This is a genomic window from Leptospira kmetyi serovar Malaysia str. Bejo-Iso9 (genome assembly GCF_000243735.2).
Lineage (GTDB): Bacteria > Spirochaetota > Leptospiria > Leptospirales > Leptospiraceae > Leptospira > Leptospira kmetyi.
Window position 1 is genome coordinate 2,764,555 of the sequence record NZ_AHMP02000003.1, and the last position, 24,299, is coordinate 2,788,853.

Consider the following 24,299-nt stretch of genomic DNA (forward strand, 5'->3'; position numbering starts at 1 on the left):
TTGGAGGGGAGAGAAATAATGTTTGAGAAAACCCATTTCATGAAAACCCAGGATCTCCTGGAAAGAGGAATGAATAATTCCATTTTCAAGAGAAAAGTGATTTCGGACAACATCGCAAACGCGGACGTTCCTCATTTTAAAAGATCCGAGGTCATTTTCGAATCCATGATCAAAAGGGCCGTCGAATCCGAAAAAATCGAAGCGATCAAAGAGGTTCCGACTCAAATCTCCGACGAACGTCATATTCAATTTTTCAAAGCCCTGGATTACCGCGAAGTTCAACCGAAAGCGAATATAGATTACTTAACTACTATGAGAGCGGACGGGAACAACGTGGACGTGGAAAAGGAAGTCGTGGAAGCCTCCAATTCCCAAATGCAATACATGATGATGTCCGAAAGAATCAACCAGAACTACAGGGACTTGAAACAAGTCATGAGAATGGCTTAAAAATTCGGATTTTATTTACTTGAATTGATTTTAATGAGACATAATTTTAAACATTAGGAAGTAGTCATGGGCCTTTTTTCATCGATCAACATTTCCGCCACAGGCTTATCCGCGCAACGACTGAGAATGGATGTTATCTCGAATAACATCGCAAACTCGACTACGACTCGTAATACGAACGGGGACGGTCCTTTTAGAAGGGATCGGGTCGTCATGACTCCGATCAATCTGAGAACCAGATGGAACAGCCCCGTTTATCCGTTCGGAGTCGCCCCCGGAGAAGGCAAAGGCGTGAAGGTGATGAAAATCGAAAAGGACATGACCCCTCTTCGTTTGGTTTACGACCCGACTCACCCGGACTCGATTCAGATCGGCCCGAAGAAAGGGTACGTGGAAATGCCGAACGTCAATATCGTCACCGAAATGACGGATATGATCTCGGCTTCTCGTTCGTACGAAGCAAACGTTCAAATGATCAACGGATCCAAAGCGATGTTCAACAAGGCTTTGGAAATAGGTAGAGCTTAATCATGGAAATCAATTCTAATTCTTCTCTTTGGTACACTTACAACTCGGGATATAACGGCGGTAAGGCGCATCCTCTCAGCCCCAAAGGCGATAACGTGAAAGTTTCCACTACGGAAGATAGACATTACAAAGACGTAAAACAACCCGTTTCACCGGATTACGTAGCGGAAAGTTTTTCCGAAGCGATGAAGAATGCTCTGACCTCCGTGAACGATCTTCAAGTGGATGCGGATGAAATGACTCAAAAGATGGTTTTTGATCCGAATTCCGTAGACGCTCACGAAGTGATGATCGCTTCCGAAAAAGCAAGAGTCGCTCTTACGTTCACAAAGACGATTGCGGACGGAGTTGTTCGAGCTTACAGAGAACTGACTTCTCTTCGATAAGATTTTTTAGTAAACGAAACGATCCTGTTCAAATCTGCAGCTTTCGTTTCATCGTTCTTTGTACTGATTTTTGATTTTCTTCAAACGATTCGGAAACGATCTCGATCCATTCTTCATAATCTTCTTTGACAATGGAGGAATCGTTTTGAATTTCCGCGCAGATCTTTTCTGCAAAGGACGCAATGGAATCCGTTTCCGTCAGATATTCTTCCAGACCTTCGCTTAACATTTCTCCGAGTTGATCGGGACCGAACTGTCCGCGAAAACTGCGAGCCGCGGCCAAAGACAGCGTTTCCTCACACCAACCCCATCGTTCGATCAGTTCTCGAATGTCGTCGCTTTGATATACTTCGTGATCCAGATCGTTGGTCCGTAGAAAGTCGATATAATCAGAAATATATCTTTTGTCGAAGAGCGCCAGTGCCATTGCCGCATGAGTTCCCGCGTGTTCTTCTTCGGAGGACCAGAGAATCGAACCGTTGCGATTGTGCTCGATAATTTTTCGAACGTAACTTAGAATCGATTCTTGATACTCCGCTTGGTGCAAAGCGCTTCCATAAAAGTTTCGTTCGGCTTGAAAGGGTCTTTCAGCGTTCGTCGATTCTTCCCAAGCCGGAAAGAATGTTTCCGATTTCGTAACAAACCCATCGACGATTTCCCGGAGGACCTTCGGATCAAATTCCAATTTTATAAATCCTTAAAGTAAAAAAACCGGGATAAGCTCCCGGTTTTTTACGGCAATGCAATGTTTCCGCGTTGGAAAAGTCAGTACAACGCTTTCTTAACTCAAAACCTCGCTCCTTATGGATCGTTCGGTCAGATCGCGTTGCGAGTCGGAACTACGGCTTGATCTTCTTAATCAACTTCAGATCCGCTTTGTTAAAAACGGTGATCTGAACGTTACCGGAACTTTCTTCCTTACCGGTTACGTAGATTTTTTCTCCGTAGAAAGTAACGTTCGAATTCGGACTGATTTCCTCGGAAGACTTCGCTTGTTTTTTCAAGTCCTTGCCGAAACGGGAAAGATAATATTTTTCCTGAACTTCTTCGAATGCGTAAATCTCATCGCCCTTTACGATCATAGGAGATCTCCAGAAGATATTATCTTCCGCGGAGAGGGTCGGTTTCAAAGTTTCTTGATCGATCAAAATCAATTTGTGACTGGAAGAGTGACCGTCTTCAAAACCGATCACAAGAGCCTTTCCGTCCACGATTTCGAAGGTTCTTCCGCAGATCTTGTTAAAGTCTCCGCGAAAGATCGTATCGTCTTTAGTCGGGTCCAACACTTGAAGTTCGTTGTTATAATGACCTTTGTCCAAATACTTCAGGGTTTTTAAGAAAAGAATCTTACCGCCGACGACGTTCTTATCGAACTCCTCTTTTTTCTTTTCTTCTTCCTTTTTGGTTTCCAATTCTTTTTTAGTCTCCGCGAGTTCTTTCTTCAACTCGGCTTCGGACTTTTTATCGTTCGAAGAAGACTTGTTGTCGCTTCCGGATTTGTTTCCCGAATCGCTTTTAGAATCGGACTTAGAGGAACTGGAAGAGCTGGACGAACTTGAAGAACTGTTGTTGCTCTTTCTTTCTTCGTCTTTCTTAACGACTTCCTTTTCTTTTTCCTTTAACTTCTGTTCTTCTTTTTTAGCGGATTCCTTGTCTTTTTGAATCTGCTCTTTTTCTTTTTTCTTTTCGGCGATCTGGGTTTTATTTTTTACCGGATCCTTGTTGAGTTCCTGAAGTTCCTTATCGGTTTTGGTTTCCTTATCGGAAATTTCCTTTTGTTTGTTCTGGTTCTCTTCTTTTCTGCGTTTGAGTTCTTCGAGTTCTTTTTTGTTCTTTTCGTTTTGAAGATCGTTGAACTTGTCCTTTTCGGATTGTCCTTCCTTCTTCTTGTCCAAGTCCTTGTTGACCTCGTCTTCGAGTTCGTCCGTATGAACGTCCTTTCCGAGAACGTCCTCGACGAGAGGAATGATGATCTGGGTTTTACCGGGCCATTCCGAATAACGTTTCGAAATCCCGATGGAACCTGCGCTTACAAACTTAATTACGGAATTGGAATATTTCTTTCCGACGTAGGCCTTGTCCTTTCTGTGAATCGCGTTGTAGTAAAGAATATAAGTGGCGAGAATATCGGAATTCTTATCGTCGTAGCCGAAGTTCGACTTCACGAAACCGGAAAGAATTCTTTGGATCGAATTGATATGACCGTAATCCGAATCCTCCAGAATCGCAAAAACGTCCGCTCCGAATTTTTTTTCTTCGGGGGCGATTCTCGTAACGCTGACTCCGCCTTGCGTATGAGTTTTATCCGGTTCTTTTTTCAGAATGTCCGCAAGACCCAAACCGACTTTCTCGTTGGTTCCGCGAACTTCTTCTCCGGCGCGTGCGGAGGAACGATTGATAAACTGAACCCTTTGAGAAGAACGAACTTCTTTCTCTCCGAGTTTGGAATTTTCCTGAGAAAATAAAGACAAAGAAAAACCGAAACATACGAACGCTATCAAGATTCTGAACATTCTAAAATACTCCTTTTCATCCTCGGAAGTGAAAGCAGTCATTGGACCAGGGGATATGCTATCCTCAAGCATTCTATTGAGACAAGGATTTTTCCCGATCCCAAGTCTTCTTTCTTGGAAGAAAGTTGATCCCCAGCCTCCCCTCTGCAACCCTAGCCTTATGTATCAGTTCCAGGAAAGAATCTACAATTTCGGCGCAGGCCCCGCGATGCTCCCCAACGAGGTGATGGAAATCGCCGCGGCCGAATTCTTAAATTACAAAGGCTCCGGAATGTCCATCATGGAAGTCAGTCACAGGGAACCTCTTTTCGAAGACGTCCTCAAGGAAGCGGAATCCCTTTTACGCAAACTTCTCAATATCGGAAACGACTATTCCATCGCATTCTTTTCGGGAGGCGCGACCCTTCACTTCTCCGCTCTTCCCCTGAACTTATTAAAAGACGGAGAAAGTTTCGACATCGCACACACCGGAATCTGGACCAAGAAGGCTTGGGAAGAAGGTCTTAAATTCAACGGGGTCAACGTTATCTACGATGCGACGGAAAATAATTTTACGGACACACCCGTTCTCACCGACGCGAGCCTTTCCGGAAAAGGAAAGTATCTTCATATCACATCCAACAACACGATCTACGGTTCCCAATATCCGGAAATTCCGAAGATCAAAAATATTCCGCTCGTCGCCGATATGACCAGCGAACTTCTTTCCCGCAAAATCGACGTGAAGGATTTCGGAGTGATCTTTGCCGGCGCGCAAAAGAACATCGGACCTTCCGGTTTGAGTTTGATCATCATTCGAAACGATCTTCTCGGAATTTCCGGAAGAAAAATTCCGGTTCTTTTGGATTATTCCGTGATGGTAAAAAACCAGTCCCTTTACAATACTCCGTCCACGTATTCCATCTACATCGCTAAACTCGTTTTCGAATGGCTTTTAAAGTTAGGCGGAATCGAGGCCATCGAAAAAGTGAACGAAGAAAAGGCGAAGTTGATTTACGACTTCATCGATTCTTCTTCGCTTTATACTTGTCCGGTTCAAAAAAGATCCCGTTCCAAGATGAACGCGGTGTTTCTTTTGAAGGATAAGAATTTGGATTCCAAGTTTTTGGACGAAGCGGAAAAGAACGGTCTGCACGGTTTGGGAGGTCATAGATTGGTGGGCGGATTTAGAGCTTCCATCTACAACTCCATGCCTCTTGTGGGAGTTCAAAAGCTCGTATCCTTTATGAAGGAATTCGAATCGAAGGCTTGATGAAACTTTCTTTCCTAAGAAATATCTTTTTGATTATGATCCCGATCGGAATTTGCGTCTGCGTTTCCGCGGAAAAACTTTTCGCATCGGGTTTGAATTTCGTTTCCCAGGTTTCCGTTCAGGATTGTTTTACGAACGAGGCGGGTTCTTCCGAACTTGCCAATCTGTTCAAAAGCGCGCTTCCGCTCGAAGAAAAAAAAAGAATCGCGGAAACGATCGCTTATAAAGAGGGAAAATCCAGATTTCAATCCATCTCCTGCATTCAAGGTAAGAATCTACCGGAAGAGGAGTTAACGAAACTTCTTTTGGATTGGAACCGACATCTTTCGACGTACGCGGAGTTGAATTCTTACTATGAGAATTATATTCTTTCGGACGACAAAACGAGATCCTTGAACTCGATCGAATGGGAACTTCTCACCACACATCTCAAACAAAAGAAAGAACTTTTAACCCGGCTCAACGACGCGACCGGCTACGCGCTCCGAGGCGAAAGGATCTCCGAGGAAAACTTCTCGATGATCTATCTCTCGTTATTCCTCCTTCAAGTGGAATTCTGGGACGCGATGCCGAAGACGTATCGGGATTCCGTTCTTTAGATCGATTCTTTGATTTTGACGATTTGAACAGGGGAAGAATTATTTGCTTGAAACCTGAGTAAACTCGGACATAACCAAATATAGATCATGAAAAAAATCGGAATCGCCTCGGATCACGGAGGCTTTGAACTCAAGGAATTTCTCCGCAATTCTTTCGCGGGAGAATTAGAAATCGTAGATTACGGAACCAAGGACGAAACGTCCGTAGATTATCCGATCGTCATCTCGGAAGCATGTAAAAAAGTTCTTTCCAACGAAGTGGAAGGTTTGATCGCGCTTTGCGGAACCGGAATCGGAGCGTCCATCGCGGCGAACCGTTTGCACGGAATCAGAGCCGCTCTTTGTCACGATCAACTTACCGCGGAAATGTCCAGACGTCATAACAACGCGAACGTGCTCGTTTTAGGCGGAAGAATTCTCGGCAAAGAACTGGCGTTGAACATCGTGCGCACCTGGCTCAACACCGCTTTCGAAGGCGGACGTCATGAAAGAAGAGTCAATCAGCTCGAAACCTTAAATTCTTAACAACAAACCGGATGGAATTGATTTCAAATTCTAAAATCGGAAACGCCTTTCCTCCGGCTTTTTTATCCCGTCTTTACTCGACTTTTTCCCTTCTTCTTGTGTCGTTTCCACGTTCGTCTTCGTTTCGTTTAACGATTTTCCGTTTATCGATCTTTCACTTATCGATCTTCGTTTCGTTTCTTTTATCGGGGACGGTTTCCGTTTTTTCGGAAACAAAAATTCTTCCGTTAGTCGATCTTCAAAAAAGCGGACTCGAACTTTCGGGAAAAAATTCGGAACCAAAGATTCTCAAATTGCTGACAAGAGATCGAAGCGCGGGTGCGGATCTTTATCTAAGTTTCGAATCGGGAGATCCTTCCAACCTAAAGGATTCATCAGGAAATTATAAAGTACTAACGTCTTCTTTTTTAGCGGACACGGAAAACGTGTTTCATTCCAAAAGAAGCGCGCGTTTTTCCGGAAAAAGAACGGGAATCAAAATCGCGCATTCCAACTCCGGTCTTTTGACTTCCAAGGATTTAACCGAGGACTTTTATATCGGATTCAGTTTTCTTCCGGGAACGGTGGAAAAAGACGCGACCTTGATTTCCAGGTTGTATGAAACCTCGGGCAACACATACGGTTGGGATTTAAAGATTTCGGACGATCGTCTGAAAGCGAATTTTCATTCCTTTTTTGAAACCGAAGAAAAACGTTTTTTATCCCTACAACTCGTGTCGAATACGACTCTCAAAAAGAATCAATGGAACCGAGTCCTTCTCTACTTCAATCCTTCCGCTCAGGAAATCGTCCTGTATCTCAACGGAAAGGAAACCGCGCGCGGCGGAATTCCGACCCATAAAAATCTGACACGAATCGGTTTTCATCCCGACGATACGACTTCGTTTCGAATCGCGAGTTCCTACTACGGTTGGATGGAGAATTTTGCGGTCTTTAAAGGAAAACCCAATCCGAGTTCGGAGGATTCTTCCTTTCCGGGTCAAGACTTCGATCCGGAAACTCATACGACCGAAACCAAGTTCGGCGTAGGAACTTCTCCGGTGTATAAAACCAAGTATTCGAGTTCGTTTTTGGAAGAGGTTCAGTTGAAGGCCGTAGTCCCGACCTCGGCCGCGATGGAAATTTATTTCCGAGTTTCCCCGACTCCGTTTACTCCGAGTTCGGAATCTCCGGCTTGGATTTCCTTGGACTTAAGAAAATTAGAAAATTATAAAATAGATTCCCTCGATCCCGACGTTTATAGAATTCCTTTGAAAAATTCCCTGAAAAAGTTTTTGGGAATTTCCGAAAACAAAGAGGACCGTCTTCCGTTTCGTTATTACCAATGGAGAATCAAACTGAAATCGGATCCGAGCGGTGGTCAAACTCCCGAACTGAAAAATATTTCACTCACGTTTCGGGAAACCAATCCGCCCGTACGACCTCTCGGTTTAAAGGTTGCGGAGAATTCGGTGGACGATTCCGGTCCCAGCGTTTGTCTGAATTGGAAATCGAATCCCGAACGGGAAGTGATTCAAGGCGGCGGTTATTTCATCCACTACGGAATTCATCCCGATCGAATGGTGGGAATCGTCCGCGGAACTTTTTCGGAAACGGGCGAAGCGCCCAACAAAAAGAATCGACCGAAACATCCGGCTTCGGATTATCTCGATCCGATCACAGGACTTCCTTCGGGAAAGAATTCAAACAATATACAAGAATATTATAATAAACTTTCGGCTTGTGTGGACAATCGGATCATCTCTTTGAATTCGGAAATTCTTTTGGAAAAGAATCAGTTGTTTTTAAAAAAGGGAACGACTTATTTTTTCAGAATCAGCGCTTACAATAAATTCTATCATTTTCAAACCGGAAAGGATCAGGTTTCCGGTTTAAGCGATCCGGTCGAAGTCTACTTCCTGAGCGAGTAAAACTCGAATCATCTTTTGATCGGGAAGATTCTTATCCACCGTAATAAAACCGTCCAAATCCTTTTCGATCGCGATCGAAATCTCGTTCCAAACCCATTCCGCGTTTCCGAATTCTTTGGAAAGTTTTTGTGCCAAGGAAAGATTCTCGGGTCTAAAATCCAAAACTCCGAGACAAAGTCGTTTGATCTGACTCCAGAGAATTTCCCTTTTGACCGCGTCCTTTTCCTCTTCGAGTAAAGGAAGAACCGAAACGGTTCCCGTGTAAAAAAGATGTTGGCCTTTGATCAATTTTTCGAGGGCTTCGACTACGATCGGCTTTAAGTCGGAAGGATTTCCGATCAGAACTTCCAACAAGGATTTGGAGAGATAGTATTTCATTCTTCTTTTAAGTTCGAAAGAATTCGGAGCGCTTCCAATCTTTCGTAGGAATCGGATCTATAAACTTCGTTTCGTAAGGAAAGACGCAACATTTCTCCGGCGGAGAGATTTCTTTTTTCGGCTTCGTTCTTAAGAAGTTCGAGTTCTTCCTCGGTCATCAAAAGTTGAAATCGTTTGTCGACTCTCGCCATCAGTTCTCTTCTCTCATTTCCTTATCGTTCTTCAAATAAATTCTAAAATAAATATCGGCGTCCTTCAACTGACCTAAGGATTGATAGATCGCAGCGATATTATAGTTCGCTTCGTTCAATCTAAAATCGTATTTGAAAGACTTCTTAAAAATCTGAATCGCACGATCTTCCCTTCCCGCATACCATTCGGACATAGCCCAAAGAAAATGCCACTTGCCGAGATCTGGATCTCGGGGAGTCGCTTGCGCGAGATATTCCAAAACTTCTTCGAAGGTCTTTGCGGCAAAAAGATAATTCTCTTTGATCTTTTTGAGCTTTTCCATTCTTGAAAAAATGTCCTCTGCGTGTCCAGGGATTTCCAAGTCGTTTCGATAGAATAAGGCCCGCGCATACCAGAGTTTTACCGTAAGATCGGATGGATTTTTTTCTACGAACTTTTCGAGATACGGAATCGATTCCGTTTCCTGTCGATCCTCGCTCATCTTGAGAATCTTTTGTTTCACCGCGCGGTTCCATTCTTTCCTGTTTTCCTCGTTTGCAAAAACGGAAGTATGGAATGACGTCAAAAGCAAAAACCAGATTGTTAAGCGAACAAGAATCATACTTCGATTCGATCGAATCTCAGAGATATGTGAAAAGATTCTTTCCGTTTGCGGGATAAACGTCCACGATCATATCGTAAGCCGCGCCGCTTTGATCCAGAAGGGAACGAATCTGTTCCTCCAAATCCTTTCTCGTATACAATCCCAACGCGCCGACTCCGATTCCGAAACACATGTCTTCGAGTCCGATGATTTCTGAAATCTGCGACATCGCTTTCTTACGAAGCGTTTCCAGTTTTTTAAAATCCTTTCCGTGAAATTCGATTCGAAAGGATTTCGTTATGCCCCTTTCTCCGTCGGTCGCGATTCTCATAAGATGAATCCGGGAAGAGACGACGTCGCGTTTGTCTCGGAACAATTCTCCCAAAATCTTTCGATCGTATTCTTCGAACGCTGGAATCACCGGTTCCAAAGAATGGAAGATCAGATTTTCGATTTCCAAAGCGTTCTCTTCGGTCGGCGGGTCCTTAAAGAATAAAAAGAATCGAAACGGAATTCCGAAATTGGACAAAGGTATGGTGAGAATGGAAATGCAGGATTCCAAGTCGATCGGATCGAATTTCTTTCTGAAAAATCGATCGGTCTTTCTCTCTTCGGTGATTCCGATCATCGAGTAGGAACCGGATTCTTTTCCGATGTATTGATCGTCGTAAAGAAAGATCATATTCTCGGAGGTTCTTTGTTTCAATCCGTATGTTACGAACGGACTGTAACTTCCGTTTCTTCGATCGTAGTAGTGGATCGCAAATCCGGAAAGTTTCAAATAGGAAAAAACGGAAATGTAGTATTTTAGAATAAACGAATATTCGGATTCCAATCCGTAACCGAGCTCGTCCAAAACTTCCAGAATTTTTCTGCGATCACGGATCTGAAGCGAACTCAACCATTTCAAATAACCCGGACCGAGCGTGAGATGATGTGTGGTCGTCCGTGGTTCCGATTCGGTTTGTTTTTCCCGAACCTCTTCCGAAGGAACGATCGCTTTTTCTCGTTGCGGTTCGTTGACCTTGGAAATCAAGGTCTGAAGTTCCGAGCTGAATATCTCCGATCGTTTCTTTTCGATCTCGGGCGGAACGGCCGCGTGAGTTTTAAATTTTTCGGGATCTCTTAAAAATGCGGGAGAGATATAACCTTCTCCTTTCAATTCGAAAGGAAGAACAAAAATGGAAGGACCGTCGTCGCGTTTCACTTCCTTCAAACTGATCGGAAGCGTTCTCAAATCCTCGTCCACTTCCTGCGACGTAAGAGTTCGAATCTCTTCGACCTTATCTTTTTCGGCCAACTCCAAAGCTTTTTGTTTTGCGAGTTGAAGTCCGTTGACTCCTTTGGAAATCTGTCCTACGATTTCCTGGATTTCTTTTCCTTCCTTATCCGAAAAAAGATCCTTCTTCATTCTCAACATTCGAATCATCAAGTCGATGAGAAACAGAAGCGCCAAAAAACCGGAAAGAAACAAAAACGAAAGTCCGTCGTTGCCGGGTTTTAAGATAAGAATTCCCTTTAAGAAACCGTACGAATTTTCCGGTGTCGCATAATAATATCCGATGAACGGAGACGATCCGATTTGAATCCGATTGACCGCGCTTTTGGAACGATTCATTCCTGCGATCAAAAGAGAGGAGATTTGATCTCCGCTCAATCCGTGAACCTGTTTCCCCGGTTCCACATAAACGCCGAACTTCAAGTCCGGTATCAGAATGGATTCGGTTCCCGAAAAGGAAACTCGAAGCATATCCTCTCTGAGTTCGGCGAGAATCAGTTTTTTTTCGTCCGCGACGGGAAGACAAAATACCAAAGATGGTTTTAAAAAGAACAAACGGCTCGCGCCTTCCTTCAACGTTTCGGCGAGAAGTTTTCCTTCCGCGTCCTTTCGAGAACCGAGATCGGACTCGTTTACGAATTTCAAACCGGAAACGATCGGAAACTCCAATTGCAAATTTTCCAATTCGGACGGAGACTTCACCTTGCTCAATCCCGATTCGAGTCGATGAAGTTCCTCGTTCAGATTCGTAAAAACGGAATTGATTCGATTTTTATAATATACTCCCTCGGGAAAATACGGCGCGAGCATATAATAGAAAAAGGAAAGAACCGATAGGATTAAAATCGCGATCCTCAGTTTGAGTCCGGTCATGACGCCTCCCGTTTCAGAAGCAGTAATATTCTTAGAAAAACGTCCCTCAATCTGAGAATTTTTTCCCTGTGATCGAATTCCTTTTCCATAATAATCGAATGTACTAATGTGGACGAGATGATTCCCAATCCGCAGGCGCCGAGTAAAAAGGAAAGAAACACGAGAATCTGAAAGAGTTGTTTCATTCTGGATCCCTTATCATAGGAAAGAAAGATCGTATGATTTCCGACCTTATTCTTTTCCCAGAGAGGACGATCCTTCCAGTCTACGGTAGGTTTATTAAATTCCGCTAATATTTCTTCGAGATTATCGGGGTAGTTCAACGATCTCAAATCGTTCGATCCGATCAGGGAATTGTTTCCGATTCTTCCCGATTCGAAAATCCAATAGACTTGTTTATCTCTTATGTTAAACGGAAGTGAAACGTGTTTGCCCAAAGCGAAACCCTTCATCCATAGAAACCATTCTCCGTCTCGGCTTCTATAGATCGGAATTCCGGATGAGTCGAAGTTGATGTCCGATGGGGAAATTCTCAGATCGCCCAATCGAAGATCCCCGTTGAAGATTTCCTTGGTTTCATCGCTCGCATAAACGAGTCGATACGAAGAATCGTATATCTTGATCGATTTGAGTTCCAGATTCTTCAGCAGACTTTCGCCGAGTTCTTTCGCTTCCTTTTGTGGAGGATTGTTTCGAATCGAGTATTCTATCTTCGATCCGGCTTCGAACAACGGCGCTTTTTTCGCTTCGGACCAAACCTTTAAGAATCCGTCGCGTTTTAAAAATCCTTCATTACCGGCCGGGTTCAATGAAAACGCCGCGGCGGACTCTTTCCATTCTTCCCTGAAAAAAGGGATGGAAACGAGAATCAGCCCTAATAGAATCAGTGTTAGGCCTAAGGCGATTTTTCTGTAAAAGTTGGACGTCACTGTTCTTAGTATCGGCCCATTTGGTCTAACCTGAAAGAAGAAAACCTGTTATAAAATTATGATCTTTTACATGTTCATCGACGGAATCGGTTTCGGACCCGATAAACCCGAAACCAACCCGTTTTCCAGATACGCAAAGTCGTTTTTTCTTCCCCTCGCCGGAAAGCAGATTCCTGAAAACGCTCCGTCCGCGTTGAAAAACGCCGTCTTTTTAAAAACCGACGCGAGTATGGGGATCAAGGGACTTCCGCAAAGCGCCACGGGACAAACCTCGCTTTGGACCGGAATCAACGCGTGTAAGGTGCTTCAAAGACATCTCAGCGGATTTCCGACCTTCACGCTGAAAAAAATCATCAGTAAATATTCCATCATCCGAGTTTTGGAAGAACACGGTTTCAAAGCCGATCTTCTAAACTGTTATACTCCCGCGTTTAACGAACACGTGAAAAAGAATCCGCGCCACGTTTCCGCTTCGACCCTGATTCAGATGGCGAGCGACAAACCTCTCAAAGGTATGGAGGATCTTCGGAAGGGAAAAGGTCTTTATATGGACATCACCCACGAATATCTGAAAGAATTTTCCAGAGGTTATTTGGAGGATTCGGACGAATTGTTTCAACTGAGAGATCCGTATGAAACGGGCAAGTCCATCATTCGGAATTGTAAAGAGGACGATTATACTCTTTGTATCTATGAATTCTTTTTAACGGATAAGGTCGGTCACAAGATGCACTGGGAAGCCGCGGAAAAATACATCGGCGAATTGGAAGCGTTTCTTATGGGCGTTTTGGAAGAATTGAATCCGGAAGAGGATCAACTGATCGTGACTTCGGATCACGGAAATTTGGAGGATTTGAGCGTGGACGTCCACACTCTCAATCAGGTTCCCACGGTTCTTTACGGCAAATACACTTCGGAAATGAAAAATAAAATCAACGCGATCGTGGACATTCCCCACGCGATCTACGACATTCTCGGAATCAAAATCGAACTCAGAGACGAGGAATTTATCAAAACGGAATCTTAGAATTTTAGAATATTCTTAATTGAACCGACTTCTCAACCGAGTTTCTTAGCTGAGTTTTTTCGTTCGAAATTCTTAATCGAATCTTTCCTGTTCCAGATCCTCTTTGCTTTTTTCCTTATCGCTGTTCTTATAATGAAGGTTGTCCTCGACTTGATCGAGAGATTCTTTTTTCCAAGCGCTTGCCTTTCGTCCCACGGGAGAATCCGGATATTTATCGGTGGCTTCCTGGAACAACGCGGCGGCTTTCTCGTATTTTCCGTTTTTAAAGTAGATCGTTCCCTTTCTGAAAAGAGCGGTTTGATCCAAGGAGCCGTCCTGGTTTCCTAAAACTCGGTTTAAGTATTGCAGGGAAGAATCGGATTTTCCGATCGCTTCGTAACTTTCAGCGATATAAAACAAAGCCTGTTCTTCCGCTTTCGGACTCACTCCCATTTCAAGGGCCTTTCTAAAAGTTTCGATCGCGCCGTAGTATTGTTTACGAACGTAGAGTTGTCTCGCCTTTTCCAAGATACCGCTTCTAAACTCGGAACTTACCTTTTCCTTTTCGGGATCGAAGTAGAATCCTGCCTGCGCGTAGTCGTCGTAAACGTCGTATGCGGACCAATCCTTTCCCATTCTCCGTAAGGATTTTCCCCAGCGAACGCGTGCTTTGACGTTTTCAGGATCTTCTTGAAGAGCGAGAACGTAATTCTTGCGGGAAAGATCGTAGTTTCCCTTCTTCATATAATAGTCTGCGATGGCGGATAACGCGTTGGAGCGGAGTTTTGCGTCCGCGGAAATTCTCAGGACTTCCTCGAGATGACCTTTTCCTTCCTCGTCTCGGTTGAGTTGCAGAAGAAGATTTCCCATCGAATAAGCGACCTTGGAACGTTCGTCCCTTGCAAGTCCCTCTTTTTGATTGAGCTCACGATAGATTCCGAGTGCGAGAAGACTGTCTTGATTTCTTTCCAAGGCTCTTCCCATATCGTATTTAACGCGAAAGGAATGTTCTTCGGGAATTTCCCGCGCGGATAATTCCGAAAAAATATCCACCGCTTTTTCTGCGGCCTTCGCGTTCGTCTGCTTTAGATATTCCTCGCCTTCTTTGATCCGCTCCAGGACGTTCTTCCGTTTGGAATCCTCGTCTTGAACCGTGGTTTGATAAACTCCGGTTAAAAGACCGGCGCAGATAAATAAGAATCCAGTAATTAAGATGATGGAGCGGTTCATGGATTTCCTCCGGAGATCCGAGACAGACAACGCTTCGACCAAAACTCCGAGCGTTCTGAATTGTAAAATTTACTATCTTTATTGATGAAATACTTGAGAGCTTCTTTATAATTCCGTTTTTTATAGTGGGACAGTCCAGTGAAAAACTTCGCCTTTCCTCTAACACCCGCGGAATTTCCATTTCCGGTATACGGTTTTAGATCGTGGATCGCATCGGTGTATTCCCGTTTCCAATAAGTTTTTCTCAGGATCTTATCGAGCTCGTCGTCGTTTCCTGAAAATTCCTCTTCTTCCCTTTCTTTATCTTCCTGAGGATTTTTCTGATTGTCCTGAACCTTGGGTTGTTGTTTGTCTTCCGCGTTATCCGCAACCGATTCTTCCTTGTCGCCGTTGATCGCGACGTAGGATTCGTTTTCGACGAGATTGAATCCTTCCTTGTCCTGATGTTTTACGGTAACTCCGAAATAAATCTTAGAATCGAGAGACTTCAAACGGATCTGAGCCGTGGTATCCGGGTGATTGAGTTCCCCGAGTTTACGAACGTTTCCGCCGAGAAAGGTCGCGGTTCCTCCGCTCAAAGGTTTTAAGGCCTGATAGATCGTATAAACCGTATTCTCGTCCGCCTTATCGGGCGCTTTCCATTCGAGTTTTACGTTCATATCGTCGACGACCGCCGTAAGATCTCGAACGTGCATTTCATCATCCGAATATTCAGGACTTGTAATGCTTTCTTGATTTTGATTGCCGCCCTTGTTCGGACCGCCTATGTAAAAGAATCTGGTAAACGATTGTCCGTTGACCAAGGGAAGAATTTCCTTCGCACCGGATCGAACGCTGACTCCGTAGTAGATCGTCTGAGATTTTCCCAAATCCTGATCCAGAAAAGTGGATTCGGGATGACTCAACTCGGTCAACTTCTCCGCCTTTCTCATCAAAGATAAGGAAGACATGGGTTCCGAGGAACGATAAACCGTATAAACGGTCGCGTTCGGAATCGCCTTTTCATACGGAGTCCAGTTGAGTCTGAGATGTTTTCCTTCTTTCTTAACCGTTAAATCGGTAACGCGCGCGTCATCCGGAATTTCGGGAGTTTTATTTTCCGTGTTCGTAGTTCCGGGCGTAAGAGCGTGTTCGATCACGACCGGGATCGTAGTAAAATTTCTTCCTGGAATCAACCGGATCGAATTCTTCTTAACGTGATGGGCGAGAATCACCGCGTAATAATACGTTCCGGGTTTGAGATTGTAATCGAAGATCTGAGTCACACCGCCCGCGATCCCGCTCGGATATTTTCCGAGAGAATCCGCGACCATACATTTTTCGGGAGAATCGATCATACTCGAAGAACGAGCCACGATGATCTCGCCCGTTTCTCTCGGAGCGTCCCAAGAAATTCGAATCGAATTCTCGTCCTTTCGTAAAATTTCCGCGCTGATGGAATTGGCTACGCTGTAGTTTTCCACCTGGTTCTGGTTCAACGTGTTGTCCTGAGCTCCCGGAAAGGAAACCAACGTTAGGATTGAAAATATGAATATAATCCGGGTACGACTTTTCATAAAAGGAATGTCTTGGTTATTATATCGACAGCCCAAACCGCGTTATTTAACACCAATTCGGATTTGACATTTCGGAAACGATCAGTTAGACATAATTCAAGTATCAATTATGGGCGATCTGGATTACTACGAAAACCCCGAATATCAGAACTTTCTGATTTCCAGCAAACGCCGCGAACTCACTCCACCCGAGGTCGTGTTCAAACATTTCAGTTTTAAAGAAGTCATGCATCTGGTCGATTTCGGAATGGGTCTCGGGTATTTCACATTGGAGTTGAAAAAACAACTGCCCAAAGACGCTTGGATTTGGGGCGGAGAATGTCAACAAGACCTGATCGACGAAGTTCTTCATTGGAAGAATCGGGACGAGATCTCGAACTTCACTCCATTCTTTATCGAAAAATCGGATCACCCTCTTTTACCGGAATGGATTCCTGCTCCCGATGCGGTCTTTGCCTCTTTGGTTTTATCCACATTTCCCGATCCGGGCCTCGCGATGGACGGACTCATACGTTCGATGAGAAAGGGAGGAAAGTTGATCGTTTTGGACTGGGTCAAAAACGAATTTTCCATCGGCCCGAAAATCAACGATAAGATCTCTTTGGACAAAATGAAATTCTTAGCCGAACTCTATCATCTCGATATCGTTAAAAACGTCCGCATTTCCGAACATGTCTACGGTTTGGAAGTGATCGCGGGAAAGGATTTCGAATACGGTTTTTACGATCTCAAAGAAGAGGAAGACACAACGGAAGAATTTATCCGTTCCTGATTTTCCGATCCTCCGAAGTCGCTTAACAATTCGAAAAGAAGCCGGGGTTGTCCCGGCCCTTGATCGATTATTTTAATTGAAAGAGCGTGTTGGAACCGCTTCCTAAATACGTATCCGGATATTTACCGTTCCATTTTTTAATCCGCTCCATCTCAACCATCATCGGCGTAATCTGCTGCGATTTCAGTCTTAACGTTTCCGCTTCCGCCCTTGCGTTTACGATCTGTTGTTCCGCCTCGATTTTAACTCGTTCCAATTCGTTCTTTGCGCGAAGCGCATCCTGTTCCGCTTTTTGTTTTAGCTCGATCGACTCCGAAAAAGTTTTCGAAAATTCAAAATCCTTCATAGACACTTCGTCTACGAGAATATAGAACTTTCCGAGTTTCGTATGCAACAGCTCGTGAATCTTCAAGGAAACACTTTCCCTTTTTGTAACTAGATCGGATGCGGTGAACTGAGCGGTTACGTGCTTCATCGTTTCGAGAATTGCGGGAACGATGATCGTATCCTCGTAGTCCATTCCGATTTCCTGATAGAGTTTGTTGACCTGATTCGGAGAAAGATGATACGTCAACGTAATCATCGTATGAATTTCCTGTAAATCACTGGACGGAGCCGTGGAGTTCGCTTCGACTTTTTGAATCCGAACGTCGATGCTTTTCACCGATTGAACGAGCGGAGTAATGAAGTTGATTCCTTCCCCGAGAATCCGATCGGAAACGGAACCGAGATTTGTAACAACCCCGCGATGTCCGGTCCCGATACAAACGAGCGGATTAAAAATGAAAACCAAAAACAACCCGAATCCTTTGATCCAATGTTTTTTGAGAAACGCCAAAACCTGTTCCATAATCACCTCTTTTTTTGGAGAATATGAATATAAACGAATCCAAAAAACGCGGACAAGTTTTTTTAAGACGAATTCGAAAAATCTTTTTTTCTCTGCTTCTGATAATCCGAAGTCGTCCTTACGAACGAAACGCCCGGTTCAACTTCCAAGTCAAACCTTCGATGATAAACTCTTCGGCGGACTTTGCGATTTCACGAAATTTTTGAAACGTTTTATAATTAGAAATACCTAATATATGAAACGTTTTTCGATGATCCAAAATCACGGTGACACAAGCCGCGAAAGAAATCGTTCTCCAAAGAATTCTAAAAAGCGCCTTCGACAAAAACGTCTTCACACGAATTCTAAAAAAATCGCCGTGAAATTTAAGATGTTTTTCCTCGTCCTTTACGACTTCGAGCAAAGCCGATTTTACGAATCCGTTCGGAATTTTTTCCGCGATCTTACGATAAAAACAAATGCCTACCACTTCGGCCGCCAACAAAACCATCAACTTAAGTCGAACGCCTAACAATCTTCTGCCGAAATGAAACAATCTTTCGGTCCAATTGGATTCGATCAATTCTCCCTTAAGCGCGCGGACACATTCTCCCAAAATTCTCGCGTGTCTTCCCTCTTCCTTTACGAAAAGTTTCAACGCTTCGCGATAAAAATCGTCGATTCCGAAAAGGATCGTCTTATCGATCTCTTTCGCGATTCTACCTTCGCCCGATTCGCCTAACTGGAATATGGCGAGAGAATACGCGATCGATTGCAATTCGTTCGGACGAAGTTCCAAAACTTCGGATACGACTTTCGGCAAAGGACGATGTTCGTTTTTGCGAAAATGATCTCTCCACGTTTTCCATTCGATTCTTCTTTTGCGGTTTTTAAGGGAGAATTTCAGACGATCTCGAACTCTCTTCTTCCCGAAAAAGTTCATTACAAAAGTCAAAAGAACGATTCGAAGATCCAAAGCGAAACTACGTAACTTGAGATAAGAGCGATCGAAACAAAAAGATATGCGGGAACCCAAACCGGCATACAACTGAGATAAGCCCGTGATTCCAGGACGAACGGACCAACGAACTTCATAGAATTTTTTATTCCATCGCAAACGATCGACGTCGTATTGAGTTAAAGGCCGCGGGCCCACGATTCCCATGTCTCCGATCAGAATGTTCCAGATCTGAGGAAGTTCGTCGATTCCGGTTCTTCTCAACCAAAAGCCGAGCTTCGTGATTTCTCCGTTGTTCATCGTTCTGAACTTGAAAATTCTAAACGGCTTTTTAAAAAGACCGAGTCGTTCTTGCAGAAACAAAACGGGACGACCGTCGATCCAAAGGATGAATAAACCGACTCCGATCAGGATCGGAGAAAACAACGCCAAAGCGAGAACGGATAAAACGGATTCGATGATTCTTTTCATGCTTGAGAATATACTCAAACTTTCCAAAGACTTCATCCTCTCGGGTGCGAATCGCGACGCACTCAAGTGCTTGACAGTTGCGCTTGAAAAAACATAAAATCGGTCGTTCCGATATGAAAGATAAAGTCCTAAATCTGTTGATCGTGGAAGACAACGAAAAGCTGAGAAAATCCCTGATCGAAGGTTTGAAAGAATTCAAACGTTTGAATGTCGTCTACGACTGCGCGACCGGGGAACAAGTGATCGACTTCGCGTTAAAGAACGAGTTCGACGTTTTACTGGCCGATGTCCGTTTAGCCGGAACGTTAAACGGAATCGAAACGATCGTCGCCGTTCGAAAGGAATTTCCCAGAAAACCGGTCGTCATTTACTCGATCCAGGACAGCGACGAATACTTTAGAACCTTTCGCAAGGCCGGAATTCTAAGTCATTACGCATACGTACGAAAATCGAATTATCTTTTGCCCAAGATGATCGTTCCCTTGATCGAACTCGCCTACGAAGGCAAAAGTTTTATCGATCCCGAAATCGAAACGAGAATCGTCGAGGTTAAGGATCAGGATGAAAATTCTCCCATGGCGATCTTGGAACCCAACGAAAAGATCGTAGCAAGAATGTTAGCCGCAGGTCAAAGCAACGAACAGATGGCGGCGCGCCTCGGATTTAAGGACAAAAGAACGATCAGCAGAATCAACGGACAAATCTACGCGGCCTGGGATTTAAACGAATCCAACTCGGACGAAAAAGTCGCACGAACGAGAGCCGCGTTGATCGTAAGAGAAAATCGTTTTCTACAATGGGAAGAAGACGGAAGCGCATATTATAGAAACGGATCCGGAGAATGGATTCGATGGGAATCGAATCTTGAATCTTAATCCGGAAATTTTTATCTGTTCCGTATTTTTGTTTTTATCCTCGATTCTTCTTTGGCTTGCTTCGACGACCATCGTCAATTTGGAAAGAAGGGACCGGGCCGCGACGTTTACGATTTGGATTTTGATTTCGGTTTCGGCCTTGTTCGGTTTTTTTTCTTGGATCGGAGAATCGGGTCTTATCGTCGTTTCCAATTATTCGGCGGTTTATTTTCTACCGGGGATCTTCGGTTTAATTTTGATTCCTTTCGGTTGGTTTTTTATCGTAGTTTGGTTCTTGGGTTTTTTAAGGGAAAAAAGAATTTATAGAATCTTTTTTTGGCTTCTTTTGATCGCACAAATCTCGGCGGTCGTTTTCTTTTTTATATGGAGCCGGAAAATTTCACTGAAATTATCTTTATTCCATTTTTGGAATGTAGTTCCGTTTTCATTTCGACTTTCCTATCTCGTTTATATTCTATTCTGCATCACGATTCCGATCGTTGCCCTTTTTTCGTTTCGAGTTTCCAAAAACGTTCTTCCCGAAATCGCCCGAAACAAAGCGGTCCCCTTTTTAAAAACGATCTCCTTGCTTCTTTTCGGAGTTTTTATACTCGTGTTCTTTTTATTTTTGGGACAAGGAACCGGAATTATAGAAGACCCAGTCGCCCGATCGGATCGGGACCCGATTCCGTTTTACGGTTTTCTGATCGGAATCCTATTTTTAGTTTCGGTCTCGATCCTCGTTTTGGGACAAGCGCTGATCTCTTACGAAATTTTTACGGGCCGTATCCTTCCGAAAATCAGCCTTAGGGAAGAATGGAGAAACGCGAACTTCGGCTTTTTCATCCTGGCTCTTCTTTACTTTGCGGCCGCTACATTCAATTTTCTTAAAATTGAACTGTTCCTGACCGGTTCTTACGTTTATTGTGCGGCCAGAACCTTTCTTTTGAAAAAAAGCAAGGATCTGCGATTGGAAAAAAGTTCCGTCTTAAGTTCCATCATAAAAACGGAGGAGATCAAGGGCGACCTACTTGAGAACTCGAAAAATCTAAGGGATAAATTCCAAAAATCCTTCTACATTCTTTGTTCGGACATTCTTGAAACTTCTTCCGCTTTGTTTATCAACGAAAGCAGAATTCCGTTTATCGAAGATATGATTCTCCGTTATCCGGATGCGGGCACAACCCAAGAATTCCAAAAACGAGAAACCTCGGACGTAGACGTAAACACATTCAAAAATTTGAATCTAATTTTCGAGAACGATAACCTCGCCTATTTAGAACGGGAGAATCATGCGGACTTTGCCCTTTGTATCAAAGTGGAAAACGATCAATCCGGGGACGGTCTTTTATTCTTAGGTCAAAAAAGAAACGGAGGTTTATACGCGGAAGAGGAAATCGAAACCGCAAAGGCCGCCGTGTCCTGGATCTTATCCTCGCTTTTTACCGAAAGTAATTCGTTGATTCTCGGTTCATTACAAAAGAAGCATATGGAAGAACAGAGGATCTCCGATTACAAAACGAGACAAATTCTTCACGATGAAATTCTTCCCGAAATCCATTCTTCGATTTTGATTCTTTCCCGATTAAAAAACGAAAACGAATTTTCCGAACAAATCCGACTTCTTACGAATTTGCACAAACGGGTTTCGAGCTTTTTGAGGGAACTTCCCGATACGAGTCTGGAAATCGCAAGGCTCGGTTTGATCGACGCGTTAATCCGAAGAACGGATTCGGAATGGGAACCTTCCCGTTTTGATTGGAATTTCGAACCTGAGTTGAAAGAACGATTTCCGATTTCCAAACCGGAAGCGTTGGAAATTCTTTTTTACGCGTGCCGGGAATCGATTCGAAATGCGGTAAAATATTCTCGGGAAACGGATCGAAACGATATTTCGGTTTCATTCTTTGCAAAGAGGAACGATCCGAGCGGAATTTTAATACGAATTAAAAATCGGATCGAAACCGATCGAAATTCTCCCTTTGAATCGGCCGGGCAAGGCCTTAGAATCCACAGCGCTTTGTTGAAAATTTTTGGAGGTTATCTTACTTTAGAATTTTTGAATACGAACGAGGCGCTGGTGGAGATTTTTTTGCCGGAACAGAGTTGAAGGAATTTTTGGATCGCGATATCGATCTTGATTCGTTATCGGGAAATCCGGCCTTCGAACGTTCCTTCTTTGTCCTCTTCGGTCCGATATTCGAGAAGTTCCACGTTTAAAAACTGACCTACTTTGAGATTGCGAAGTTCGGACTCGTTCAATCTTACTTTGAGATAATTGTCCGTAACCGCAACTCCGCCCTGTTCGAGAATCGCCTCTCTGGTTTTTCCAGTTTCGGCGACCGCGTAGTTTCGATGAAGTTCTCTGGACAAAGCGTTAAGCGCGTGAACTCTTTCTTTTTTCGTTTCCTTGCTTACGGAATCGGGAAAGGTTTCGGCTAACGTGTTTCTCCTTACGGAGAATGGGAACGCGTGGATCTTCGCAAATCCGAGCTCGCGGACCATTCTCACGGAATCCTGAAACATCTCTTCGGTTTCTCCGGGAAAACCGACGATCACATCGGTTCCTAAGAACAATCCAGGAATTTTTTCCTTTGCGGTTTCCACACGTTTGCGGAACGTTTCCGGCGTGTATGTGCGTTTCATTCTTTTGAGAATTTCCGCACTTCCGCTTTGCAAAGGAATGTGCAGAAACGGAGTAAATCGCGGATGAGTCATCAGCTCCGCGAGTTCGTTTCCGACGTCAGGAGGTTCGATTGATGATATTCTGATTCTTGAATATTCTAAAATGTTTAATATATCGCCTATAATTTTGTTGAATGCTTTTTTGTTTTCTCCGTCGCGAAACCAACCGAGATTGACTCCTGTTAAAACGATTTCGCCGACTCCATTGTCTTGTAGAAAACGGACCTGATCCAATACGTCCTGATAGTTTCTGCTGACTCCGAGACCGCGCGCTTGTGGAATCTTACAATAAGAACACTTACGGTTGCATCCGTCCTGAATTTTTAAATAAGCGCGCGTATGTCCGTTCGGCAACACGTCCGAATAGGAAAATCGATCGTAAGAAACTCGGATCAATTCTTCCGAATCGATCAAACCTTTCTTTTCCAAGATCATCGCAGGGAGTTTTGATTTTTCCGTGTTGCCGACTACGCCCGCAACTCCGGGGATCGCTTCGATGGAATCGCGATCGGTTTCCGCATAACAACCCGTGACCCAAATTTGAGAACCCGGAAATTTTTTGATCGCGTTTCGAATCGTGTTTCGATTTCTCGAATCGGCCTTATTCGTTACGGTGCACGTATTGATGATTACGACTTCCGGATGTTCCTCCGCTTTCGCGGAACGATAACCGTGTTTTGTAAGGGAAGCGAACAAACCGTCGGACTCGAAAAAATTAAGTCTGCATCCGAGCGTATTGAATAAAACGGTTTGTTCAGCTATTGGAGAGAGCATTGAGTTTTGCTTCGATTCTTTTTAAGTTATCTTTAAAGTGAGAATTTTCGGGTTCGAGTTTAAGCGCCGATTCGATCTGTTCCTTTGCGGAGTTCAGATAATTCTTCGCGTTTCCATATTTGCCCTTTTTGTTTTCCTGATTGGACGCTTTTTCGTAAACGAGCGCGAGATTGTTCAACACGTTCGCGTTGTTCGGAACGAGGGAATTCGCCCACTTCAAACTGACTTCGGCCTTTTCGATGCTTCCGAGATAATAATAGATCTGACCTTCCAACACGAGAGGGCGGTAATCGTTGGAATCTTCCGCCTTTAATTTTTCGGTGATGCTCAACGCGTCTCTCGCCTTTCCGTTGTAAAGAAGCGCGGTTCCGAAAAGAAGACGAACGTCTTTGTTGCGCGGATTGAGTTCGTAAGCGCGTGCGATCACCTGCAAACCGTCGTCTTCTCTTCCGTTATTCAAAAGATATCTCGCGTAATCCAAGCTGACGGCCGCGTCGCCCGGTTTGATCGAAAGCGCTTCGGACCAATGCGTTCCCGCGGACTTGGTTCTTCCTAATGCGAAATGACAATGTCCCGCCAAATAATGCGATTCGTAAGAACGTCCGCCCTTATCGTGAAGACCTCGAATGATCTCCAAAGATTTTTCGTAGTTGCGGTTCTCGTATTCCTTTAACGCGAGAGAATATTCTTCCCCGGTTTGCGCGGAAAGTTGCGCGGAAAACATCGGAACGATGAAACACAGTACGAGAAACAAGGATCGAAGATTA

23 protein-coding genes and 1 pseudogene are annotated in these 24,299 nt (G+C 44.0%); 11 read left to right on the forward strand and 13 right to left on the reverse strand.

Going from position 1 to position 24,299, the window contains the following annotated elements; genetic code table 11:
• Window positions 1–18: 18 nt before the first annotated feature.
• From flgB to fliE, 3 genes are all read left to right on the forward strand, one after another.
• Window positions 19–450 (forward strand): flagellar basal body rod protein FlgB, encoded by a 432-nt coding sequence (gene flgB, locus LEP1GSC052_RS15355; protein WP_010573369.1) that lies wholly within the window; start codon window positions 19–21, stop codon window positions 448–450.
• A gap of 66 nt (window positions 451–516) precedes the next feature.
• On the forward strand, window positions 517–978 hold the full coding sequence (flgC, locus tag LEP1GSC052_RS15360) for a flagellar basal body rod protein FlgC (protein WP_010573368.1): 462 nt from the start codon (window positions 517–519) through the stop codon (window positions 976–978).
• A gap of 2 nt (window positions 979–980) precedes the next feature.
• The gene (fliE, locus tag LEP1GSC052_RS15365) at window positions 981–1,364 is read left to right on the forward strand and encodes a flagellar hook-basal body complex protein FliE (RefSeq protein WP_010573367.1); all 384 of its coding nucleotides are present in this window, start codon (window positions 981–983) and stop codon (window positions 1,362–1,364) included.
• 28 nt (window positions 1,365–1,392) lie between these two features.
• On the opposite strand, the gene LEP1GSC052_RS21550 is transcribed toward fliE, so the two are convergent.
• Entirely contained in the window at window positions 1,393–2,049 is a 657-nt protein-coding gene (locus LEP1GSC052_RS21550; protein ID WP_010573366.1) for a hypothetical protein, read from the reverse strand.
• A 154-nt stretch (window positions 2,050–2,203) separates the two neighbouring features.
• Window positions 2,204–3,877 (reverse strand): P83/100 family protein, encoded by a 1,674-nt coding sequence (locus LEP1GSC052_RS15375; RefSeq protein WP_020986023.1) that lies wholly within the window; start codon window positions 3,875–3,877, stop codon window positions 2,204–2,206.
• A 125-nt stretch (window positions 3,878–4,002) separates the two neighbouring features.
• On the opposite strand from LEP1GSC052_RS15375, the pseudogene serC reads away from it, so the two are divergent.
• The 4 genes and pseudogenes from serC (at window position 4,003) to LEP1GSC052_RS15395 (ending at window position 8,163) form a co-directional block, all read left to right on the forward strand.
• A pseudogene (serC, locus tag LEP1GSC052_RS15380) lies at window positions 4,003–5,129 on the forward strand (3-phosphoserine/phosphohydroxythreonine transaminase).
• A 35-nt stretch (window positions 5,130–5,164) separates the two neighbouring features.
• Window positions 5,165–5,728, forward strand: a complete 564-nt coding sequence (locus LEP1GSC052_RS15385) for a hypothetical protein (protein ID WP_244265298.1) — start codon at window positions 5,165–5,167, stop codon at window positions 5,726–5,728.
• 87 nt (window positions 5,729–5,815) lie between these two features.
• The gene (gene rpiB, locus LEP1GSC052_RS15390) at window positions 5,816–6,253 is read left to right on the forward strand and encodes a ribose 5-phosphate isomerase B (protein ID WP_010573364.1); all 438 of its coding nucleotides are present in this window, start codon (window positions 5,816–5,818) and stop codon (window positions 6,251–6,253) included.
• Window positions 6,254–6,264: 11 nt separating this feature from the next.
• The gene (locus LEP1GSC052_RS15395) at window positions 6,265–8,163 is read left to right on the forward strand and encodes a glucanase (RefSeq protein ID WP_010573363.1); all 1,899 of its coding nucleotides are present in this window, start codon (window positions 6,265–6,267) and stop codon (window positions 8,161–8,163) included.
• On the opposite strand, the gene LEP1GSC052_RS15400 is transcribed toward LEP1GSC052_RS15395, so the two are convergent.
• Genes LEP1GSC052_RS15400 through LEP1GSC052_RS15420 form a run of 5 tightly spaced genes read right to left on the reverse strand, consistent with a single transcriptional unit; the run spans window position 8,125 to window position 12,397 of the window.
• Window positions 8,125–8,541 (reverse strand): hypothetical protein, encoded by a 417-nt coding sequence (locus LEP1GSC052_RS15400; RefSeq protein WP_010573362.1) that lies wholly within the window; start codon window positions 8,539–8,541, stop codon window positions 8,125–8,127. The two genes, LEP1GSC052_RS15395 and LEP1GSC052_RS15400, sit on opposite strands and share 39 nt — an antisense overlap.
• Window positions 8,538–8,732 carry a CopG family transcriptional regulator gene (locus tag LEP1GSC052_RS15405; RefSeq protein WP_010573361.1) on the reverse strand — a complete coding sequence of 65 codons (195 nt, stop codon included), beginning with the start codon at window positions 8,730–8,732 and terminating at the stop codon, window positions 8,538–8,540. Before LEP1GSC052_RS15405 ends, LEP1GSC052_RS15400 begins: the two co-directional genes overlap by 4 nt.
• The gene (locus LEP1GSC052_RS15410; protein ID WP_010573360.1) at window positions 8,732–9,334 is read right to left on the reverse strand and encodes a tetratricopeptide repeat protein; all 603 of its coding nucleotides are present in this window, start codon (window positions 9,332–9,334) and stop codon (window positions 8,732–8,734) included. Before LEP1GSC052_RS15410 ends, LEP1GSC052_RS15405 begins: the two co-directional genes overlap by 1 nt.
• Before the next feature lie 19 nt (window positions 9,335–9,353).
• A complete protein-coding gene (locus LEP1GSC052_RS15415; protein WP_010573359.1) occupies window positions 9,354–11,468 on the reverse strand; it encodes a hypothetical protein in 2,115 nt (704 codons plus the stop codon).
• Window positions 11,465–12,397, reverse strand: coding sequence for a hypothetical protein (locus LEP1GSC052_RS15420; RefSeq protein ID WP_010573358.1), 933 nt, complete (start codon window positions 12,395–12,397; stop codon window positions 11,465–11,467). Before LEP1GSC052_RS15420 ends, LEP1GSC052_RS15415 begins: the two co-directional genes overlap by 4 nt.
• A gap of 58 nt (window positions 12,398–12,455) precedes the next feature.
• On the opposite strand from LEP1GSC052_RS15420, the gene LEP1GSC052_RS15425 reads away from it, so the two are divergent.
• On the forward strand, window positions 12,456–13,424 hold the full coding sequence (locus LEP1GSC052_RS15425) for a metalloenzyme (RefSeq protein ID WP_010573357.1): 969 nt from the start codon (window positions 12,456–12,458) through the stop codon (window positions 13,422–13,424).
• Window positions 13,425–13,496: 72 nt separating this feature from the next.
• Here the strand turns inward: LEP1GSC052_RS15425 and LEP1GSC052_RS15430 are convergent, their stop codons facing one another.
• Together LEP1GSC052_RS15430 and LEP1GSC052_RS15435 are read right to left on the reverse strand one after the other, a co-directional pair.
• Window positions 13,497–14,633, reverse strand: coding sequence for a tetratricopeptide repeat protein (locus LEP1GSC052_RS15430; RefSeq protein WP_010573356.1), 1,137 nt, complete (start codon window positions 14,631–14,633; stop codon window positions 13,497–13,499).
• Complete coding sequence (locus LEP1GSC052_RS15435) at window positions 14,630–16,189, reverse strand: fibronectin type III domain-containing protein (RefSeq protein WP_010573355.1); 1,560 nt, start codon at window positions 16,187–16,189, stop codon at window positions 14,630–14,632. The genes LEP1GSC052_RS15430 and LEP1GSC052_RS15435 overlap by 4 nt, the downstream gene beginning before the upstream one ends.
• A 109-nt stretch (window positions 16,190–16,298) precedes the next feature.
• On the opposite strand from LEP1GSC052_RS15435, the gene LEP1GSC052_RS15440 reads away from it, so the two are divergent.
• A complete protein-coding gene (locus LEP1GSC052_RS15440) occupies window positions 16,299–16,961 on the forward strand; it encodes a class I SAM-dependent methyltransferase (RefSeq protein ID WP_010573354.1) in 663 nt (220 codons plus the stop codon).
• 67 nt (window positions 16,962–17,028) lie between these two features.
• Here LEP1GSC052_RS15440 and LEP1GSC052_RS15445 read toward each other — a convergent pair whose 3' ends face one another.
• Together LEP1GSC052_RS15445 and LEP1GSC052_RS15450 are read right to left on the reverse strand one after the other, a co-directional pair.
• Window positions 17,029–17,811: a prohibitin family protein gene (locus tag LEP1GSC052_RS15445; RefSeq protein ID WP_010573353.1), complete on the reverse strand. Its 783-nt coding sequence runs from the start codon at window positions 17,809–17,811 to the stop codon at window positions 17,029–17,031.
• Between the two features lie 118 nt (window positions 17,812–17,929).
• Window positions 17,930–19,255 carry a sugar transferase gene (locus LEP1GSC052_RS15450; protein ID WP_020986466.1) on the reverse strand — a complete coding sequence of 442 codons (1,326 nt, stop codon included), beginning with the start codon at window positions 19,253–19,255 and terminating at the stop codon, window positions 17,930–17,932.
• A gap of 77 nt (window positions 19,256–19,332) precedes the next feature.
• Here LEP1GSC052_RS15450 and LEP1GSC052_RS15455 point away from each other — a divergent pair, with 77 nt between their 5' ends.
• Window positions 19,333–20,094: a response regulator transcription factor gene (locus tag LEP1GSC052_RS15455; RefSeq protein ID WP_040913639.1), complete on the forward strand. Its 762-nt coding sequence runs from the start codon at window positions 19,333–19,335 to the stop codon at window positions 20,092–20,094.
• Window positions 20,084–22,183, forward strand: a complete 2,100-nt coding sequence (locus LEP1GSC052_RS15460) for a sensor histidine kinase (RefSeq protein WP_020986106.1) — start codon at window positions 20,084–20,086, stop codon at window positions 22,181–22,183. The genes LEP1GSC052_RS15455 and LEP1GSC052_RS15460 overlap by 11 nt, the downstream gene beginning before the upstream one ends.
• Before the next feature lie 35 nt (window positions 22,184–22,218).
• On the opposite strand, the gene mtaB is transcribed toward LEP1GSC052_RS15460, so the two are convergent.
• Window positions 22,219–23,532 (reverse strand): tRNA (N(6)-L-threonylcarbamoyladenosine(37)-C(2))-methylthiotransferase MtaB, encoded by a 1,314-nt coding sequence (gene mtaB, locus LEP1GSC052_RS15465; RefSeq protein ID WP_010573350.1) that lies wholly within the window; start codon window positions 23,530–23,532, stop codon window positions 22,219–22,221.
• Complete coding sequence (locus LEP1GSC052_RS15470) at window positions 23,513–24,256, reverse strand: tetratricopeptide repeat protein (protein WP_425268412.1); 744 nt, start codon at window positions 24,254–24,256, stop codon at window positions 23,513–23,515. Before LEP1GSC052_RS15470 ends, mtaB begins: the two co-directional genes overlap by 20 nt.
• Window positions 24,257–24,299 lie beyond the last annotated feature (43 nt).